At 24.2% G+C, this 21,256-nt stretch carries 12 protein-coding genes and 1 pseudogene; all 13 read left to right on the top strand.

Annotated features, from left to right (window positions below; translation table 4 throughout):
- The first annotated feature begins 6 nt into the window (after positions 1-6).
- The 13 genes and pseudogenes from SFLOR_RS03280 to SFLOR_RS03225 all read left to right on the top strand — a co-directional run bounded on the left by SFLOR_RS03280 (position 7) and on the right by SFLOR_RS03225 (position 21,241).
- Positions 7-1,458 carry a glycoside hydrolase family 1 protein gene (locus SFLOR_RS03280; RefSeq protein ID WP_100916668.1) on the top strand — a complete coding sequence of 484 codons (1,452 nt, stop codon included), beginning with the start codon at positions 7-9 and terminating at the stop codon, positions 1,456-1,458.
- Between the two features lie 104 nt (positions 1,459-1,562).
- Positions 1,563-2,288: a MurR/RpiR family transcriptional regulator gene (locus SFLOR_RS03275; protein ID WP_100916667.1), complete on the top strand. Its 726-nt coding sequence runs from the start codon at positions 1,563-1,565 to the stop codon at positions 2,286-2,288.
- A gap of 94 nt (positions 2,289-2,382) precedes the next feature.
- Positions 2,383-4,923, top strand: a complete 2,541-nt coding sequence (locus SFLOR_RS03270; protein ID WP_100916666.1) for a glucose PTS transporter subunit IIA — start codon at positions 2,383-2,385, stop codon at positions 4,921-4,923.
- A gap of 11 nt (positions 4,924-4,934) precedes the next feature.
- On the top strand, positions 4,935-6,386 hold the full coding sequence (locus SFLOR_RS03265) for a glycoside hydrolase family 1 protein (protein ID WP_100916665.1): 1,452 nt from the start codon (positions 4,935-4,937) through the stop codon (positions 6,384-6,386).
- A 354-nt stretch (positions 6,387-6,740) separates the two neighbouring features.
- A complete protein-coding gene (locus SFLOR_RS03260) occupies positions 6,741-7,097 on the top strand; it encodes a hypothetical protein (protein WP_100916664.1) in 357 nt (118 codons plus the stop codon).
- A 51-nt stretch (positions 7,098-7,148) separates the two neighbouring features.
- Positions 7,149-7,271, top strand: a pseudogene (locus SFLOR_RS06125) (family 1 glycosylhydrolase); the annotation flags it as partial.
- Positions 7,272-7,381: 110 nt separating this feature from the next.
- Positions 7,382-10,264 (top strand): cation-translocating P-type ATPase, encoded by a 2,883-nt coding sequence (locus SFLOR_RS03255; RefSeq protein WP_100916663.1) that lies wholly within the window; start codon positions 7,382-7,384, stop codon positions 10,262-10,264.
- A 464-nt stretch (positions 10,265-10,728) separates the two neighbouring features.
- Entirely contained in the window at positions 10,729-12,501 is a 1,773-nt protein-coding gene (locus SFLOR_RS03250; protein WP_100916662.1) for an ABC transporter permease, read from the top strand.
- A 10-nt stretch (positions 12,502-12,511) separates the two neighbouring features.
- Positions 12,512-13,429 (top strand): ATP-binding cassette domain-containing protein, encoded by a 918-nt coding sequence (locus tag SFLOR_RS03245; RefSeq protein WP_157806942.1) that lies wholly within the window; start codon positions 12,512-12,514, stop codon positions 13,427-13,429.
- Between the two features lie 915 nt (positions 13,430-14,344).
- Complete coding sequence (locus SFLOR_RS03240) at positions 14,345-15,277, top strand: hypothetical protein (protein ID WP_100916660.1); 933 nt, start codon at positions 14,345-14,347, stop codon at positions 15,275-15,277.
- Positions 15,277-16,410 carry an SGNH/GDSL hydrolase family protein gene (locus SFLOR_RS03235; protein WP_100916659.1) on the top strand — a complete coding sequence of 378 codons (1,134 nt, stop codon included), beginning with the start codon at positions 15,277-15,279 and terminating at the stop codon, positions 16,408-16,410. Before SFLOR_RS03240 ends, SFLOR_RS03235 begins: the two co-directional genes overlap by 1 nt.
- Positions 16,411-16,428: 18 nt before the next feature.
- Entirely contained in the window at positions 16,429-18,492 is a 2,064-nt protein-coding gene (locus SFLOR_RS03230) for an MOLPALP family lipoprotein (protein WP_100916658.1), read from the top strand.
- Between the two features lie 916 nt (positions 18,493-19,408).
- Positions 19,409-21,241: an ABC transporter ATP-binding protein gene (locus SFLOR_RS03225; RefSeq protein ID WP_100916657.1), complete on the top strand. Its 1,833-nt coding sequence runs from the start codon at positions 19,409-19,411 to the stop codon at positions 21,239-21,241.
- Positions 21,242-21,256: the final 15 nt, after the last annotated feature.

Genomic DNA, 21,256 nt, shown 5'->3' with positions numbered 1-21,256 from the left:
GTATCAATGAAATTTATTAAAGAAGATTTCTTGTGAGGAGGAGCAACAAGTGCTGGACAAATTGAAGGAGCATGAAATGTAGGGGGGAAATTACCAACCTTATTAGAGTTAACACCTTACAATAAAGAAATTAATAGAAAAGAAATGCTTTTTTCTTCAAAAACAAAAGAGCAATATTTACAAGCTCTTGAGAGTAATGAAAATAATCATTATCCAAAAAGATTTGGAATTGACTTTTATAATAGATATAAAGAAGATATAAAATTATTTAAAGATGCAGGAATGAACATTTATCGAATGTCAATTGCATGAAGTAGAATATTTCCAAATGGAGATGAAGCACAACCAAATAAAGAGGGTTTAGAATTTTATAAAAAAGTATTTGAAGAGTGTAAAAAAAATGAAATGGAAATAATGGTAACTATTCAACATTTTGATGTACCATTATCTATAATGTTAAACTATGGAGGATGAGTTAATAAAAAAGTGATTGATTTATATTTAAAATATGCACAAACTGTTATGAATGAATATAAAGATTATGTAACTTATTGACTTCCATTTAATGAAATTGATATTGCAATTTGAGCTCCAGAAACTGGACTTGGAATTTTTAATTCTGATTATCAAGGAAAAAAAGAAGAACTTGTTCAAGCAAGTTATCAAGGTTTACACAATCAATTTGTAGCTCAAGCAAAAACAATTGAAATGGCTAAAAAAATATCTTCTAAATTTAAAATGGGATGTATGGTTGCAAATTCAACTACCTATTCAATTGATTGTAATCCTACAAATGTTATGCAAAATTTAAAAATGCAACAATTCTCAAGATGATTTTATTATGATGTAATGGTAAGAGGAGAATATCCAACTTACTCAAAAAGATTTTTTGAAGAAAATAATATTAAGTTGGATGTAACTTTTGAAGAACTTGAAGTGATAAAAAATAATACAGTTGAGTATATAACTTTTAGTTATTATATGACAGGAACTATTTCAAAAGATGAAATTAAAAAAGCTAATGCTAATCTTCATAATGTTGGTGTAAATCCTTTCTTACAAGCAACTGAGTGAGGATGGCAAATTGATCCAGTTGGATTAAGAATTACTTTAAATGAATTATGAGATAGATATCAAGTACCATTATTCATATCAGAAAATGGAATTGGTGTTGTAGAAACTTTAGATAAAAATCAAACAGTAGAAGATGATTATAGAATTAAGTATTTAGAAGATCATATTGAGCAAATAAATGAAGCTATACTTGATGGAGTTGACGTATTTGGCTATACTATGTGAACACCAATTGATGTAGTTTCAGCTTCAACATGTGAAATGTCAAAACGCTATGGATTAATTTTTGTAGATTATGATGATTACCACAATGGTAGTGGAAATAGATATTTAAAAAAATCTTATCATTGATTTAAAAATTTTATGAAAAACAAAGAATTTTAATTATTTATAAAAAATCTTTTTTATTTTGAAATAAAAAAAGGTTTTTTTTTTTTTTTTCTTAATTAAAAGAAAAAAAATTTATAATTAGTTAAGAGGTAAAAATAATGACATCTGTATTTGAAAAGTTGGAGATAATGAGCAAAGATTTTGAAGATACCACTTTTAAAATAATAGCTAAAAAAATAATAGAGAATACTAAAAATGGAAAATTTTATAATCAAGAGGAATTAGCAAATCAAACTTTTGTATCAATTTCAACATTGACAAAGTTCTCAAAAAAACTAGGTTTTTCAAGTTATCGAGAATTTATTTTTGTTATGAAAACTGAATGATCAAAATATAACTGAGATAGACAAAAAAAAGTAGATACAGGAGAGATATTTGAATCTATTCAAACTTGAATAAATAGAAATGAAAATTTTATTAATAATATTTGTGAAGAAATTAAAAATTTTAATATAATAAATATTTATTCATCTTATCAATCTTATGATTGCTCAAAATATTTTGCAAACTTATTAATTGATTATGGAAAAAATGTAGTTCTTTTAAATAATGAATTTAGATTTAAACCGAGACAAACTGATGAAAAAAGTTTTAATTTAATTATTTTAACAGGAAGAGATAATGATACTTTAATTGATAATTTTTCAAAAAGTTACAATGAAAGAGATACAAATTTTTTAATAGCAACTGAAAAACAAGCTGATAAGTTAGAATTTAATTTTACCAATAAAATTTTAATAGATTATAGTTTAGACAATTCTCAAGTAAGCACTAGAGTAATTGCTTTAAATGTACTTTTTTTTACAATATTTAATAAACTTTAAAAACTATGCAATTAGTAAAGTACTTGAAGGAATAGAAAAATCTATTCTTTTTTTTATTATATTATGGAAAATATTACTATAAGGAGGAATAAAAGTGGAAATAAATTTATATGCTCCAGTTGATTGTGAAGTTAAAAGTATTACTAAATGTAGTGATGAAGTTTTCTCACAAAAAATGCTGGGTGATGGAATAGTTATTGTACCTGATAATGGCAGATTTGTATTACCATTTGATAAAGCCAAGTGCAAAATGACTTTTGATACTAAACACGCTTATGGTTTTAAAATTAACAATGAAATAGAAGTACTAATTCATTGTGGTATTGATACTGTTAAACTAAATGGAAAACCTTTTACTCAAAAAGTTAAGCTTGAGCAAAACTTAAAGTTAAATGATCCAATATTTGAAGTAGATTTAGAAATTTTAAAAGAGAATAACATAACAAGTGAAACACCAATAGTTTTTGATCCAACTAGTGCACAAGATATAAAAGTTATTAACTTAAAAGAAGGAAAATATAAAAAGGGTGAATTAATTTGTAAAATTAGTTATAAACCTCTTGTAGCACAAAAAAAAGACACTCAGTTAAAAGAGTTTAAATCCAAGTATCAAATAGCTAGTGAATTATTTGTAAATGCAGTTGGAGGAAGAAAAAATTTCTCAAGAGTTTATAATTGCATGACAAGACTTAGATTTAATATTAATGATAAAACTAAAGTAGATGAAGCAAAAATTAAAACTAATGAGCTTGTAAAAGGAATTAATTGAACAGGTGATGAATTACAAATTATTATCGGGGGGGGGGAATGTTACAAAGTTAGAGAAGAAATAGAAAAAGAAGAAAACTATTCAGGATCAACTCAAGAAGTAAAAGAGAAAGTTAAAAAATCTCTTGGCACTATTGTTGTTGAAGGCATTGCTGGAATAATGGTTCCAATTATTCCTGTATTGATGGCAGCTGGTATATTTGGAGCATTGTATGCAATATTGTTACAATCAAATGCAATTGTAAATCCTGAAGCTGGTTTTGCAAATGCTGATATTTTTTCAGTACTAATGTATATTTTATCTAAAGTATCTTTAAATTTAATTGGTGTGTTTTTTATTTATAACACTGTTAAATATTTAGGTGGAAGTACAATAGTTGCAATATTAATAGGTTTGATTCTAACATCAAGATTCTTGTTTGCAAGTGTTGGAGTCAGTTCTTCAGATGAATGAAAATTTGGAGAATTAATGTCAGAATCTAACTATGGTATTACAGGATGATTCTTATTTAAAATTGGAAATTATCCAATTGTTGTAAAAGCATATGAAGGAAGTGTCTTGCCATTTATTTTATCTGGTTTCATTTGTTTCTATGCAGATAAATGAATTAAAACTTGAATGCCTTCTGCAATTGATATTGTCTTTAGAAGTGCATTAGTTATAATTCTTACTATAATTCCAGTTATGTTTATTGCAGGACCAATCTTATCATTGTTAGAATTCTTAATGGCTCAATTTGTAACATTAATTGGACAAAAATTACCATGAGGACTTGGAGTAGCTCTATTTGCGTTAATGTGACAACCATTAGTTTTAACAGGAGTTCACGTTGCTGTTGCTATGACTTTAATGTTACCAATGATATCTCAAAGTCCTGTTCCATCAGAAATGTTACCTGCAGTGCCTATAGCTGTTATGGGACAACTTGGTGCATGTATTGGTATTGCAATTTTTTCAAAAAATGGAAACTTAAAGCAACTTGCATTAAGTAGTATTCCTGCAGGTGTATTTGGAATAACAGAACCAGTAATTTATGGAGTTAATTTACCAAAAATTAAACCTTTCTTAATTGGTTGTGTAGCATCATTTGCTGGAGCACTATTGTGTGGAGCAACAGGAGTTGTACAAAATACTGTTGGTCCACAAGGAATATTGGCGTTATTAAGTTATGATAAAACCTTAGATAAAGTTTTCTTGTTACTTTCATTTGTTATTGCAATTGGAGTTGGAATATTGTTAACATTTATATTCTATAAAGAAAGAAAAAATGAATATAAATACTCAGTTAAAATCTCAAATAAAATGAAAAATATTTTGAGAAAAATAAAATTTGAGAACATGACTTCATTTGATCAAAGAGCTAAAAAATTAAGCTTAGATATCAAAGAACAAGAACAAGTTATTAAAGATTATGAAAAGTATATTCAAAAACTTTTAAAATTAGAAGCTAAACTTGCAAGATTAAATGGTGCTGAAGAAAAACATAAAACATCACTTTATAAAAAAGCAATTAAAGCTCAAAAAAATGAAAAACTTGATCAAGAAAAAATAGATATAATTGTTGAAAAATATAATTCATATAATTTATCAGAAAAAATTAATCCTATAAATTTAGAAAAAGATAACTTAATTAAGGAAAATGAATTACTTGTTAAGAAATATCAAAAAACAATTAAAGAATTGGAAACTCTTTCAGAGAAATTTGTAGAAGAAATTTCAAAAGAAACAGATAAAGTTGAATTATTACAATATAAAAATTTATACTGAAATGCAATTAATGCAGTTGAAGTAGGCTATGGTTTTGAAGAAAAGAAAAAAATTTACTTTACAAAACAAGAAAAACAAAATTTATTAACTATTAACTAAGGAGGCAAATTATGAAATTTGTAAAAAAAGATTTCTTGTGAGGGGAAGCAACATCAGCTACACAAGTAGAAGGTGCATATGATGAAAATGGTAAATCATTAACTATTTCAGAAATGAGACCTTTTAACCCAAATTTAGATCGTAAAAGTGTAACTGAATTGAGTGCTTATACTAAACAAGATTATGAAAAAGCAATTGAAAATAAGGAAGGATTACATTATCCAAAAAGATATGGTATTGATCAATACCACAGATATAAAGAAGATATAGCTTTATTCAAAGAAGCAGGAATGAATATTTATAGAATGTCAATTGCATGAAGTAGAATATTTCCAAATGGAGATGAAGCACAACCAAATAAGCAAGGATTAGAATTTTACAGAGATGTTTTTAAAGAATGTAAAAAATCAGGAATGGAAGTAATGTTAACTATTCAACACTATGATGTTCCTTATCCAATTGCTAAAAATTATGGAGGATGAGTTAACAAAAAAGTAATTGATTTATATATCAAATTTGCAACAGTAATTATGAACGAATATAAAGATTTAGTTAAATACTGATTGCCATTTAATGAAATTAATGTTGCACCATTATCTCCTGTTACAGGATTAGGAATTTTTAGAGAAGATTTTAAAAGTGAAGAAGAATTTAGAAATGCATCATATCAAGGATTGCACAATCAATTTTATGCTCAAGCTAAAGTTATTGAAATTGCAAAAACTATTTCAAAAGATATTAAAATGGGGTGCATGGTTGCAAATATTACAACTTACTATGCTGATTGTAATCCAGTTAATGTAATGCAAAATTTACAATTTCAACAAATGGAAAGATACTTCTATTATGATGTAATGATTAAAGGAAAATATCCAACTTATTCAAAAAGATATTTTGAACAACACAATATTAAGTTTGAAACTACACCAGAAGAGTTAGAAGTAATTGCCAAAAATCCAGTTGAATATATAACTTTCAGTTACTATATGACTTCAACTATTTCAAAAGAATTAATTGATTCAGCTGGAGGAAATCTGTTAATGGGAGGAAAAAATCCTTTCTTACAAGCAACTGAATGAGGATGACAAATTGATCCAATAGGATTGAGAGTTACTTTAAATGAACTTTGAGATAGATATGAAATACCTTTATTCATATCAGAAAATGGAATTGGTGTTGTTGAAAAGTTAAATGAGAAAAATACTGTTGAAGATGATTATAGAATAGAGTACTTATCACAACATTTTGAACAAATTAATGAAGCAATTCTTGATGGAATTGATGTATTTGGCTATACTATGTGAACTCCAATCGATGTTGTAAGCTTATCAACAAATGAAATGTCAAAACGTTATGGATTAATCTTTGTAGATTATGATGATTATCACAAAGGCAGTGGAGATAGATTTAAGAAAAAATCATTTGATTGATTTAAAAACTTTATGAAAACAAAAGAACTTTAGTCAAAATTTAAAATTAAATTCTAGGAATATACTTTTAAATAAAAAAATAAGATGTAAAAAATATTTCCTAAAGAAATATTTTTTTTTAAAAATTCTTTTATTAGTAGTCAGCAAAGTGTTCTACATATTAGTAAGGTAATATAATTAAGTTGACTTAGAAATGTATATATTGAGATAGGAAATAAAGTTTTTTATAGTTTATGCTTTTGTTGTAACAAATTGCATGATCCTGTATGAAAGGAGTAATAATATGATTTTAGAGAACGAAAAACAAGAGATAGGTTTTAACAATAAATTAAGTACTTTATTAGTATTTAAAAAAACTTTTATCTAAGTATTTTTAAATTGGTTATTATGCCAATAATCTATTCTGTTGCAATTAACAGTATTGAAAAGAGAGGATTTCAAAATCCATGAAGTATAGCATTTATAATTGCAATGATTATTTGGTTAATATATCCAATATTGGAAAGAGTAACAATGTATAAAATAATAAGTTTTTATAAAGAAAATGAAGTTATAACTGCTATAAACAAAAGAAACTTAGTAATTATAATTTTTATTCCTTTTTTAGGACCAATCATTTTTTGATATAAAATGGGTTCAATTATAAAAAAACAAATTTACCATTTTTATAAAGATTTTAAAATGACCATCTGAAGTACTTCTTTTATTCAAGCATTTAGTTCTCTTACTAAAATGAAGCAATAATCTATATCAATTATAAAAATATTAGAATAAGTTTACACAAATTAATAGAATTATGGTTTTATATATGTAGATTTAGATAACTTTGGAACAGGTTCTGGGGAAAGAAGAATTAAAAACTCAGGGAAATGATTTAAAGAAATTAGTGATTCTAATGGAATTAAATTATGAGAATAATTCTAAAGTAAAACACTTTTTAAAGTGTTTTTTTATATAATTTTTTTACTCAGAATAAATATTTTTGTTATAATTTTATTATATTTAAAAACAAAGAAATGGAATCAAATATGGACGAAAATCTCTTAAGTTCTGAAACGGAACTTGAACAAAAATTAGAAACAAATATCAAAGAAGGTTTAACAACTGAACAAGTTGAATCAAAAAAGGCTAAATATGGATTAAATGAACTACCTCAAGGAAAAGTAACTCCTTGATATTTGATATTTCTAAAAACACTAGTAGAGCCAATTTTATTAGTACTAATGGGAGCTGCAGTTGTATCGATAGTTGCTCCAATTATTTCAAATGGTGGTCATATTCAAGCATCTGAATTTATAGATGCAGCAGTTATTCTTTCAATAGTTTTAATTGATGCTATTTTAGAAACTGTACAAACTATTAAAGCACGAAAATCAATGGATGCTTTAAAATCACTTTCTAAACCAAGAGCTGTTGTTATTAGAAATGATATGCAACAAGAGATTGATGCTTCAGAACTTGTTCCTGGAGATATTGTTGTTTTAGAAGCTGGAAAATATATTCCTGCAGAGCTAAGAATTGTTGAATCAAGTGACTTAACAATTGATGAGGCAAATTTAACAGGAGAATCATTGCCTGTTGAAAAAACTCATTTACCTTTAAAAGAAACAACAACAATATTGGCTGAAATGAAAAATATAGCATTTATGTCTACTTTTATTACTTCAGGAAGAGCAATTGGAGTTGTAATTAAAACAGGTCAAGAAACTGAAATTGGAAAAATTGCAAAATCAATTAACGAAAGTGAAGAAGAATCAACTCCATTAGAAAAAAAATTAAACTCATTTACTTACTGAATAAGTGGATTGAGCTTTATTTTAGCAATTTTAATCTTTACTACATTATTCTTTAGTGGAGATCAAAAAGCTTGAGCAAACTACTTAATGGTTGCAATTACTTTAGCAATTGGTGTTATTCCTGAATGTTTAGCTGCAGTTGTATCAATAACATTAAGTATTAGTACCAAAAAAATGGTAAAGCAACACGTTATTATTAAAAAACTTCAAGCAGTTGAAACTTTAGGAAATGTTAATTTTATTTGTACAGATAAAACTGGAACATTAACTCAAAATAAAATGACTGTTAAAAAAATGATAATGGACAATAAAATTATTACTTCAACTGAATATGCACAAGAAAAAAATGACAATCATATGGATTTATTTTTAAAAGCATTAGTTTTATGTAATGACTCTGTTACTGAAGGAACTGAAAGAATTGGAGATCCTACAGAATTGGCTCTTGTTGATTATGCTGAAATAATTGGCTATGATGAACAAGATTCAAGAGATATTTGAAAAAGAATTGATGAAATGCCTTTCGACAGTGAAAGAAAAATGATGACAACTGTTAATGAAATTAACAAAGTTAATACTACTTTCACAAAAGGTGCAATAGATCAATTACTTCAAAGATGTACAAAAATAATGGTAGATAATGTCTTAAGAGACATTACAGATGAAGACAAAAAGTTACTGCTTGAAATGTCAGATGAACTTTCAAAAGATGCTTTAAGAGTTTTGGCATTTGCATATCACTTAAACTATGATAGTTTAGAAGATAAAGATGACTTAGAACATGATTTAGTATTTTTAGGTGCAGTAGGTATGATTGACCCAGTTAGAGAAACTGCAGTTAATGCTGTTCAATTAGCACATGATGCTGGAATCGAAGTTGTTATGATTACAGGAGATCATGCTGTAACTGCTCTTGCGATTGCAAAAGATTTAGACTTAGCGCACTCAGAATATGAAGTTATGAGTAGTGAAACTTTAAATAGTTTAGATGACAAGCAACTGTTAAGAGTTATTGAACAAATTAAAGTATTTGCAAGAGTTAATCCAGAACATAAGGTGCGAATTGTTGATGCTTTAAAACAGAAGGGTAACATTACTTCAATGACAGGGGATGGAGTAAATGATGCTCCAAGTTTAAGTAAAGCAGATATTGGTGTTGCAATGGGTATAACAGGAACTGATGTTGCAAAACAAGCTAGTGATATTATTTTAACTGATGATAACTTCGAAACAATTATAAAAGGTGTTAATGAAGGAAGAAACGTTTATCAAAAAATTAAAAGAGCAATTGCTTTTGTTATTGGTGTGAATTTAGCAAACGTTTTATCAATTTTTATTCTATCAACTATAAACTCAGTTTCTCCATTAGAAGCTACAAATATTTTATGAATGAATTTAATTGTTGAGTCAATAATTGCTCTTGCAATGGGAATGGGTTCAAACGATTCAACTCTAATGAAAATAAAACCAGTTAAAGGTAAAAATTCATTATTTAAAGGATTGGGATATACTCTATTTAAAATAATTTTATTTACAACATTAGCTTCAATTGGAGCTTATTGCTTTGGAATGATGTTTGTAAATCAAAATGAATTAAACAGAATTCTAGGAGAAAATCACGGTTATACAAATTGATATCAAGCTTTAAGAAATAAAGATATTTCAGTTGCAAATAAAATTGAAATAGGAGATTATGGTAGAACTGCAATGTTTATTGTAATAACTTGTGCTCCATGTTTGTATGCAAACTTTATAAAATTATCAAATTGAAAAGTTCAAAAAAAATTAAATATAGTTACTAATAAACCACTTTGAATTGCAAGTATGCTAGCAATAGCTTTAAATTTAATTTCAATTTGTATTCCTGGACTTAATGAAAAAATATTAAACTTAAATAATTTAAGCAGTTATAATTCAACAAACTGATACTTAATTCCAGGAGCGTTGGCAATTTCAATGATACCTGTATTATGTATGTTAACTTTAGATGGAATTGTATTTACAGTCTATCACTATAAACCAGATCCATGAAGAAGAAACAGAATTCTAGCTCAAGAATTAGTTGAATTAGATATTCAAAAGGAAAAACAAAAAAGAAAAACTAAGAAAAAATAAAGAAAACATTTTTTCTTTTTTTTATTTTTAGTTAAAATGTTTTACACTCACAAATGAAAAATATTTTATTTATATTTATAAATAAAATATAAATATATTAAAGTGGGTGGGTGGGTTGAGAAATATTTTTAAATAAGTAAAATTCTAATGTAAAAAAGCAATAGTAAAATTATAAAAATACATGAAAAAATAATTTAGAGGAAAATATATTAATATTTATTTTTTTAAATCAAGATATAAAGAAGCTCCTTTTCTTTATAATTCTAGAAAAAATAAAGCTTAAATAAGTAATGTAATCTATAATAATGAAAAGTCACTTTATGACTTTTTTTTCAAAAGTTATAAAAATAATTTTATTTTATAAAAATAATTTTATGTTTCCTTTAAAATATTTTATTAAATTTCATAATTTAGTAAAATATTTTAGTGTTTCTAAACTTAAAAAATAGAAGGTTTGTGTTATTATGAAAGAATTAAAGAAAAGAATACCTTTAACATGAATTATCAAATTTAATTTGAGAATGATATTTAAAGAAAAATCTTTTATAGTTTTAAATCTAATTTTCTTAATTTTTACATTATTTATTAGTATTTTTTCAGCTATTGAAAAAAATAATGCTTTCTTTTTAAAATTTTATGACTACTATTTATTAATTGGTGTATTTGTAAATTTATTTCTTATTTGTTTAAGACTTGTTCAGTTTTTTTATATTTCAAAAGTAAATGACAAAACTTTAAACATTCAAGTTGTTCAACAAATTTCTAGAAGAAAATTATTTTTATATAACTATTTTACATTTATTTTATTAACTTTTATTATTTGTTTAATTCCATTTATACTTTTGAATTCTATTAATTATTTATCTTCTTTAAAATTCTCTTGATTTATTTTTAAAATAAGTTTAACTTTTTTTGCTTATTCATTTGCAAGTTGCTTGTGTTTTATTGGTTTTTTCTCAATGATAACATTGTTTTCAAATATACAAGTTTCAACAATTATGGCTACTTTAATTATGTCTATTACTTTTATCAGTAATCTACCTTATTTATTTTTAAAGCAAGGAGAAGATCATAAATTGTTAAAGTTAAATTATCAAAATGAAGGATTTCCAGTAACGTTATCAAAAAAAGTAAATATGATTTATGACTCATATGATTTAAAAAAGCATGTTTTAAATGGACAAATAAGATTCCCAGATTTAAGTTTAGAAATCTTTAATAACTTTATTGAGAATAAATATTTAACTGATACAAGATCTTCAACAAGTTTTGAAACTTCAAAAAGTATTGAAAAAAGAATTAATTTTTGAAAAACAATTGGTGTAATTGAAGAAAAGTCATCTTCTTTTTCATTAGATCAACCAACAAGAATAGTTTCAATGAATAAAAATTTTGAAGAAATATCAGATTGAAAAAATAATAATGTGACTTTTAAATTTAATTTGAAATATAAATTTTTATCAATCGAAGAAATACAAGAAAAAATAAATAGAACAGAAGATGTAAAAACTAAAAAAGTGTTAACTCAATTTGTAGAATATACAAACTATATTTTTAAATATAAAACTGACTTTAAATCATTTACAAGTAATTTATTTGAGCATTTTATTTTCTTTGATGATAAAGATAATAAGGATATAAATTGAATTGAAAATAAAAGCACAAACCAAAAAGTTTTATTTCAAGCAAAATATCTTGCAGACATTTATCAATATCATTATTCACCTGCAGATCATAAACTTGGTTTAGATATAGATAACTCAAAAGATTTAATAGAAAATAGTCTATTTTTTAAAACTATGTTATCAATGCACTTATTAGAAAATTATTTTTTAAATTATACAGATAATCTAACAGTACTTGAAGATTCAACAATTGCAACAGGTGATGAAACATGAGAAGAGTATGAAAAATCAAGAAATCTTTATAATCTTTTATTAAATGTAAACTTTACAGCAAACGTTTTACAAAACTATAGATACTTTGGTGGAGAAAGTTATGATGATATTTGATTTGAACCTGAATCAAGAAATAAAATATTTTTTAATAAACAAGATAATTTATTTATTACAAAGCCAGGCTATAAATTTAAATTAGATACAAATAATAAAATTGTTGGAGATACATATAATAATTTTGTTCCTCCATATTATTATGCAATAGCACAAATTATTTTAGGTTTAATAAATAATTTGGTTGCTTGTTTAAAATTTAAAAGAATGGATCTAAATGGTTAGAGGTGAGAATATGAATGATTTAATTATATTTAAAAACTTTGTTAAAAAATTTAAAGCCAAAAAAATAGGACCTGTAAACTGTTCCATAGAGCGATCAAAAATTACAGCTATTTTAGGACCATCGGGTAGTGGAAAATCTGTTATTTTAAATTCTATTTTAGGAATTATAAAAAGATTTAGTGGTGATATTTCAATTGATAATATTAGTCGTAAAAAGGGAAATTATTATACTATTAACAGAAAAATAGGATACTATACACAAATGGATTTTTCATTATATGAAATAAGTTGCTATAAATTTTTATTTGATATTTGCATTACTATGGGAATAAGCAAAAAAGATTCAATTCAAAGAATTGAGCACTGATTAAAATATTTTGAACTTTGAGAATCAAAAGATAAAAAAATTAAATCTTTTTCATGAGGAATGAAAAATAGAGTTAATTTAATTTTGTGTTTCATAAAAGATCCTGACATTTTAATTTTAGATGAACCTGGAGCTAATCTTGATTCTTTATGAAGAAATAAAATTAAAACACTTTTAATGGAATGCAAAAAAAATAAGAAAACTGTCATAATTACAGTTCACAATATTGATGAAATTGTTGATATTGTTGATGATTTAATAATAATAGATAATGGTGAATGTGTTTTTAATGGTAAAAAATCTAGTTTAAATATTTATGAAAAATATAAAGTTTATATTAAAAATACTTTTGATCTAGAAACTTTTAAAGTATTTTTAAAAGAAAAAAATATAAAAATATTTAAGTATGATGAATTTGAAAACTCAATTATTGTTGCTTTTGATACTTATCAGCAGATTAATTTCTTATTTTTATATTTAGTAAAAAATAAACTACCATTAAAAAATATTGTAAGATTACCTATTAATATTGAATCTATCCAAAAAGCTTTAAAAAATTAAAATATTTATATTTAACTAAGAAAGTCAAAAAAATTAACTTTCTTTTTTCATTATGTCAATATATTTTTAATTTTATTTTACTTTCTCAAAATATTTAAAAAAAATAAAAACTATTCAGTATCTTTTAAATAATTAAAGAAATACATGACTCATGACTTATTAATTATCCAATTAAAATATTTTCAAATTTTTTATAGTTAATTTTAAAATATAAACTCTATAAAAAATATTATTATTTTTATAATTGAACATCTAAAATAAAACTAATAGTAAAAAATATTATTAATTTTATTTTAGATGTTTTTATTTTTTAAACATTAAATAAAAGAAAAAATTAAAACTCAATAATTAATAATAAAAATAATATTAATACATTTCAAATAAATATTTTTTATAGTTTTAGTTTACTTGAAAAAAATAATTCAGATATATCTTGTTAAGATATGAAATTGTAAAAACATTTTATATTTTAAAAATATTTTATATTTTAATAAATTCTCATTAAAAAACCCCATTAATAGTGTTTTTTTAATCTAAAATATATTATTTTTTATATTTTTACTATTCTTTATAGTTTTTTTTTTTTTTTTTACAATTTACTTATTAATAAACTCTTTAAAAAAGACAGTAAAATAGGTGTTTTTTAGTTATAATCAAAAATTATTATTTTTTAAGTAAAGAAAAAAAGAAAAAGTCAAGTTTTTACATATTATTTAATTTATTGATATGAAAAAAAGAAAGGAATATATTCTATATAAGCTTAATATTATTTTAAAAATATTTTTAAAAATATTTTTAAAAATCATTAAGTGAGAAGTAGTTACAAAAAATGTAACTTTCCTTTATCGAGTTTAATACTTTAAGTGTTAGATTCTAAATAAAATTGTAATAAATATTTAACAAAAGGATGAAAATATGAAATTGAAATTTAAAAATTTCTTTGAACAGAAATTAAAAATGAAAATAATTATAGCTTCAATAAGTACTTCATTTCTATTTCTATTAAGTTTTTTAATGATAACTCCAGGAATTGGTTTAGAATCACAAAAATTTATAAATAGTATTGAAAAGCAAATTAAGCAGATTATGCCCAAGGGTATGTATGTAATAGATGGTCAAGATATTGTTTTTGAAGAAGTTATGAACTCTGCTATCAAAAGTGCCTATACAACTGATGCGCTTTCAACATTAAATAGTTATGAAGATAAAGATTTAGTTGAGAAAAAAGAAAAGTATAGTCAATTTGCAGAAAAATGATTTGAAAAAAGGTGAAGTGAAGATATTAAGAACAAAAAAGATGTAGATCTTTATGATTTAGGTTTGGACTTAATAAATTTTGACAAAGCAGTGGCAACTGAATTTTTAAGCTATGCTTATGTACATAGTGGAATTCAATGAATGTTTCAAAGTGGAGGACTTAAAGAAGCATTTTCTTCAAGTTTCTATAAACAAGTTAAAAGAGATCAAACAATTATTGATCAAGATGTTTATGATTCATGAATGAAATCTAAAGGTCCAGGCTTAGAAGGAATAAGTATAGACAAATCATTAGGAACAATGATTATTAATAATAAAACTTGATTTTTAAATAAACAAATCGAAAATATTAAATTTGGTTTTAATATTTTAGGACACAGCATATTTAAAAATAAAGATTTAAATGAATCAAATATGACTAAGAAAAATGTAACCAAAGAAGAATTATCTTATCCTTTCTTAACAAATACTTTAGAAGTTTTTAGAGCAGGTGTAATATTATTCTTTATTTTTCTAATAGTTATACTTCCAACATTTTTAACTTTTTTAACTTTATGAATTATAAATTGAAAGAAAGGAGCTAATAAATAATGAAAAAATTATTATCTATAATTGCTTCACTCAGTTTTATAACAACAACTGCATCTGCTGTTGTCTCGTGTATTCCTCAATCTGATGAGATCAATTTTAATTTTGATAAAAACATAGGAACTCAATTTGACAAAAGAAATGCAAAAGATACAAGCGATGATAAAAATAAACACATGGGTTTTTCAAACTTTTTTACACTTGGTGACTCATTAAGTGATCAAGGTGGACTAGTTACAATTGCTAAAGATGAGTTAAATGTGAATGTTAAAATGTCAGGTGAATATAAAGGTGGCTTTAGCAATGGGCCAACTACCGCAGCATTGATAAACAATAAACTAAATTTCTCAACTAAAGAATTTGGCTCATCAAACTTAATTCATAAAGCAGATATTGATCACAATAATCAAAAAGTTTGAGGTAAAAATTACTCAATTGGGGGAGCAACTGCTTATGAACAAGGTGGACTTGCTTCATTATTAATGGGTAATACTGGAATTTATAAACAAGCTCAAGCACTTATCGAACAACAAATAATTCATTCAGATGATTTATTTCTAGTAGAGATAGGGGGAAATGACATGTTTGCTATTTTAGATAATGTAAATGATTCTAAAAAAAGAGAAGAGATAATGCAAGGTGCGTTGGAAAATATTAAAAATGCATTATATACATTATTAAACAATGGTGCTAGAAATATAATTTTTCTTTCACCTCCAGACATGACACTTATTCCAAAATACAATAAAAAATCACAATCAGATAAAGACATAATTAAATTTATCGGAGATGATTTTAATTATGAGATTACAAAAATGATTATTAATGCAAATAAAAATTATAATAACTCAATTCTTCATTTTGATTTATATGGCAGATTTGAAGAAATGCTAAATGAGTTTAAATCTTTAAACTCATCAAAAAATATTAGTGATGAATTGTGTGATTCAACAATGCCAAATTTATCTGATGTGGAATTTGATAACTTAGAAGTTAAAGCAACAGTTAAATCTGGTAATAAAGGTAAAGAAGATGATTTCTTTTTTATAGATTTTGTTCATCCAACAAAAGTTGGTCATGAATTCGCAAAAGATTTTATCTTTAAAGAAATTGAAAAAAAATGAATTAAAAAATAAGAAAAGAGGAAATATAAAATGAAAAAATTATTAAGCATAATGGGAGCTCTTACAATGACTACTTCAACTGCAAGTGTTGTTGTTGCATGTGGTAAGAATTCAACAAATAAAGGAACTGAAAATGATGTCAAACAAGATACAATATCTAAGTTATTGTCTCAATATTCAAAAACACTTTATATAAATCAAAAAACTTTATCTGATGGTAAATCACATTTTAGTTCACAATATACAATGGAAAATAAAGTTAAATATGAATATTTATCTACTTTAGGTTTAACTGATTTTGATAAATCAGAAGAAGTTGAAAGTAACACTAAATATGATACAGTTGCTAAAAAATATTTTGATACAAATCTTTTATCAGATAATTTAAAATTATCTGATAACGTTTATCAAGGTTATGTAGTTGATCCAAGTAAAAGCACTGAAGGTATCCTAGGAAAAATTAAAAGTATGTTACCAACAATTTTGGATTTTTTATCAAATCCAGAAGGACTTAAAGATATGTTAGGATTAGTTGCAAACGATCCAGGAGCTATTTCAGGAATAATTACTCCTGAAATTCTAAAAACTTTAGGAAAAGTAATAAACCAAGAAAATTTAAAATATCTTGAAAATGCATTTAGCAATGATATTTACAAAGATATGAGTTATCAAACATCACTTGATTCAAGTGTAATTGGTCTTTCAAATGCTTTAGATAAAATTTTAAATGGAAAAAACGTTCAAAAATTAAAATATTCTAATCAAAGTGAAGTTGATTCTAATAAAGAAGCAGCAAAAGAAAAATTAGGAACAAATATTAAATCATTAATTTTAGGAGAAAAATCATTAAATATTGACTATATAGAAAATATTGATTCAATAGCTGAAATTATTAGATTTGTAAGAACACTGTTAATTTATATAGAACAATTTAGTTATGATGAAATGACTTCAAACGTATTAACTTTAGAACAAATTGAAGCAAAAAGAACTGCCAAAGTTCAATCAAACACAATTGACTTAAAACAATTATTTAAAAAATTAAGTTTTATGGTTAACAAAGATGAAACAGGAGTTTCATTTAAAAACTTTATAGGAGTTTTATTTGCTACAAATTCAAATAGTTTTAGTTTAGACAAAGATTTTGAAAATAATAAAAATGATGGACTAATGGGATTAGTTTCTAAAGTTGCTCAAAAAGCAATGGGAAAAGAATTTATAGAAGTTGATGCTCCTTTTATAGGAAAAATGAAAATATATATAAATGCTTTAATTAGATCAATTATTAATGGAGGTTTAGCAGAAGAGTATGGTGGAGATTTATTTACAATATTTTTAATGGCTGCAACTCAAATGACAGATATGTTACCAAGTCCAATAAAAGAATTTATGGAAAAAATTGTAAAAAATAATGATAGTGACAAATTTTCTGCAGATTGAATGGGATATTTATGAAATAACTCAAATAAACTTTTAAATTTCTCAATTAAAAATTTAATGTCAACACCTATCAATGAAATTAATCTTTCAAGTTTATTTGGAGGAGCATCTTCAAAATCAAATAATAAATTCAATCAATCAAGAGCAGGTTTATTAGATTATTTAAATAAAAAATCAATTAAAGATATTGTAAATGAATTTAACACTGCTTTTGATATAACTACAAATGCTAAAATTAACTTCAGTGATTTTGGAGAATTAGTTGCAAGATTAAGTAAAGACAACACTCTTGAAAAAGCTTTAAATAACTTAGATAAAATGTTTGAAATTCTTGGATATAACAGTAATGGAACTATAAAACAAGGATCAGTATTGGAACAATTATTTAAAATTTTAGGAGATATTAAAGAAATTATTGGAGGAGCAAATTCAGTAATTAAATCTTGAATAAAAAACAGTGATCAATTAGAAAAACAATTTGAAAAAGAAGCTAGTGATTTATTAAAAACTTTAAAAGTAACAACAAAGAAAAATTCAATAAATGATTTCCAATATAATGTAACAGATGGAAATGTTGAATATGTATTTAATATTAAGTTAACTTATAACAAGAACAATACAAAATTACTTATTTCAGAAATTAACTTAATTTAAAAATTTAAAATTAACAAATTATATAAAAGACTACAAAAATGATAAAAATAAAGAAAACTTTCAAAAAATAAAGACTTTTCTTTATTTTTTTATGCTAATTTTTTAGAGATTTAAATAAGATAAATTTGTAAGTAAATGAATATTTAATTTTTGGTCGGTAGGGTGGGATTGTTGAAAGAAAGGGTAAAAATAATAAACTTTTTACTAAAACTACTTGGAATAAATTTACTAGGTTAAACTCCATTATCAATATCTCTAGTATCATTAAATAATATTGCTAATTATGCTAATAAAATTTTAAAGATGATTTAGGATTAAAAAATAATAATAAACAGTCAAAATATAGTAAGTGTATATTTTAATTCAATGTGCAACTAGTAAAAAAAATTCTTATAAATTTAATGTAAAAATAATAAAACTAATTCAATGATTATTAATTATGTAATTGGCCTTAAACTCTTATAGTTGTTTTTCTATTAGAAATGAATCCTCTATTTCTTTTATCAGGAAAAACAATTTCTGCCAATTAATAAAAAAGTATTAAATTAATAATTTTGAATTAGTGAGTAATACTTCACAAAATTTCACAAATAAAAATAAAAATACTAAAAAATATATCTCTATTATTAAACAGAAAATAAATATCTTAATTAGTATATATTTTTTTTAAAAAGATATGTTATAAAACACATATCTTTTGTTTTTTATTTTTAAGATAAATTTAAAAAAAATAAAAAAATACTAAAAAAAATCGTATAATTATAAATATAAAATAAACTTTCTAAATTTTTCAAAAGTAGAAAGTTTTATTTTATTTTTTTAACTAAAAAAATAACTTGGAAAATATAATAAAATAATTCTTAATACTTATTAAAACAAAATGATATTATAAATATATTGCACTTAAGGAGGACTTATGAAAACTAAAAAAACCAAATCTAAAAGTATGGAATTTTTTAAGATAATTTCAAGATATTATGTAAAATATTGATGAATTACTTTAATTTTGACTATAACAATTTTGTCATTTTGTTTAACAAGAGCTTCAATTCCTCTGTTGACACAACAAATAACATTATCTATTAAAAGTGAAAATAATATAATTAGTGAAAATGAACAAGCTATTTGATGAGGGTGAAGTTCAAAAGCAAATATAATAATTGGTGTTTGTATGATTTTAATTGATGCAATTGGAACATATGTATTTAACTATTTTTCTTGAATTTTAGGTAGAAAAATTGAAGTTGATTTAAGAAATAAGATTCTTGAAAAACTAGTAAGACAAGATATTTCATATTATTCAGATAAAAAAATAGGAGAAATTTTAACAAGTGTTGTTGCAGATACACAAAATTTAGGTGAGGGTGCTGTTAGAATTCCAACAAACATGGGAATTGCAATCTCTCAATTTGTTGTTGCATTTACAATGACATTTATTTTATCTTGACAAATTGCTATCTTTGGATCAATTATTTATTTTGCACTATTAATTTTATATTTTGTATTTTATTCAAAAACAGTTAAAAAATATGAAGTAGTTAGAGATATTTACGAAGAAGTAAATGGTAATGTAACTGATAGAGTTGCAACTATTAGATTAATTAAATCATCAGGAACAGAAGATTATGAGAAAGCTTATTTTGAAGAACAACAACAAATAAACTATAAAGCTCATAAACCTGCTATCTTAAATTTATCTTTTTTAATAACAACAGTTTATGCTGGATCAATGATTTTGCAATTTGCTATTCCAATTATTGCAGGTATTATTTATTCAATTAAAGGTGATCCTCAAGCAGCTACATTATTTTTTGCAATTACATTTCCTGCTTATATGATTAATCAAGCAAGTTTAATATCAACATTTAATAGTTTAATGGGAATTACATTCTCTTTAGCTATGTCTGGAGTTGCCAGTACTCATGTTTCTGAACTTTTAAATGCAGAAACAAGGTTAGATCCACATTACAATAGTGGAATTGTAGTTGACAATATTAGAGGAAATATTGTATTTAAAGATATTGAATTTAGATACCCTGAAAAACCAGAAAAATTAATATTGCCTAAATTTAATTTTACTTTTGAAGAAGGTAAATCATATGCATTTGTTGGAGAAACTGGTAGTGGAAAATCAACAATCGCACGTTTATTATTGCGATTCTATGATCCAAGTAATGGACAAATTATAATTAATAAAAATCAAGATTTAAAAGATTTGAATCTAGCAAGTTATTTAAAACATATTGGTTATGTTGAACAAGAACCTCAAATTCTGTTTGGTGATGTATTTGAAAATGTCAAATACGGAAGATTTGAAGCAACAAATGAAGAAGTTATTGAAGCATGTAAAAAAGCAGAGATTCACAATTTAATTTCATCATGACCAGAAGGTTATAAAACTATTTTGGGAGAACGTGGATTTATGCTAAGTGGGGGACAAAAACAAAGACTTGTTATTGCAAGAATGTTTTTAAAAAACCCTGAGGTTTTAATTTTAGATGAAGCAACAAGTGCTTTGGACAATATTGTTGAAAAAGAAATCCAAAGTAAATTAAATGAATTAATGAGAGGTAGAACAAGTTTTACTATTGCTCATAGACTTTCAACAATTAAAAATGTTGATCACATTATTGTGCTTGGGGGAAATGCACAAGGAATAGTACAACAAGGAACTTTTGCTGACTTAATCAAAGTTGAAGGTCATTTTAAAAACTTATATGAAGCTGGACTATTAGAACAAAACAATTAGTAAGGAGAAGAAATT

Origin of the sequence: Spiroplasma floricola 23-6 (assembly GCF_002813555.1) — a bacterium.
GTDB lineage: Bacteria > Bacillota_I > Bacilli_A > Mycoplasmatales > Mycoplasmataceae > Spiroplasma_A > Spiroplasma_A floricola.
The sequence above is the reverse complement of the archived record's forward strand: the minus strand, read 5'-3'. Positions and strand labels throughout refer to the sequence as shown.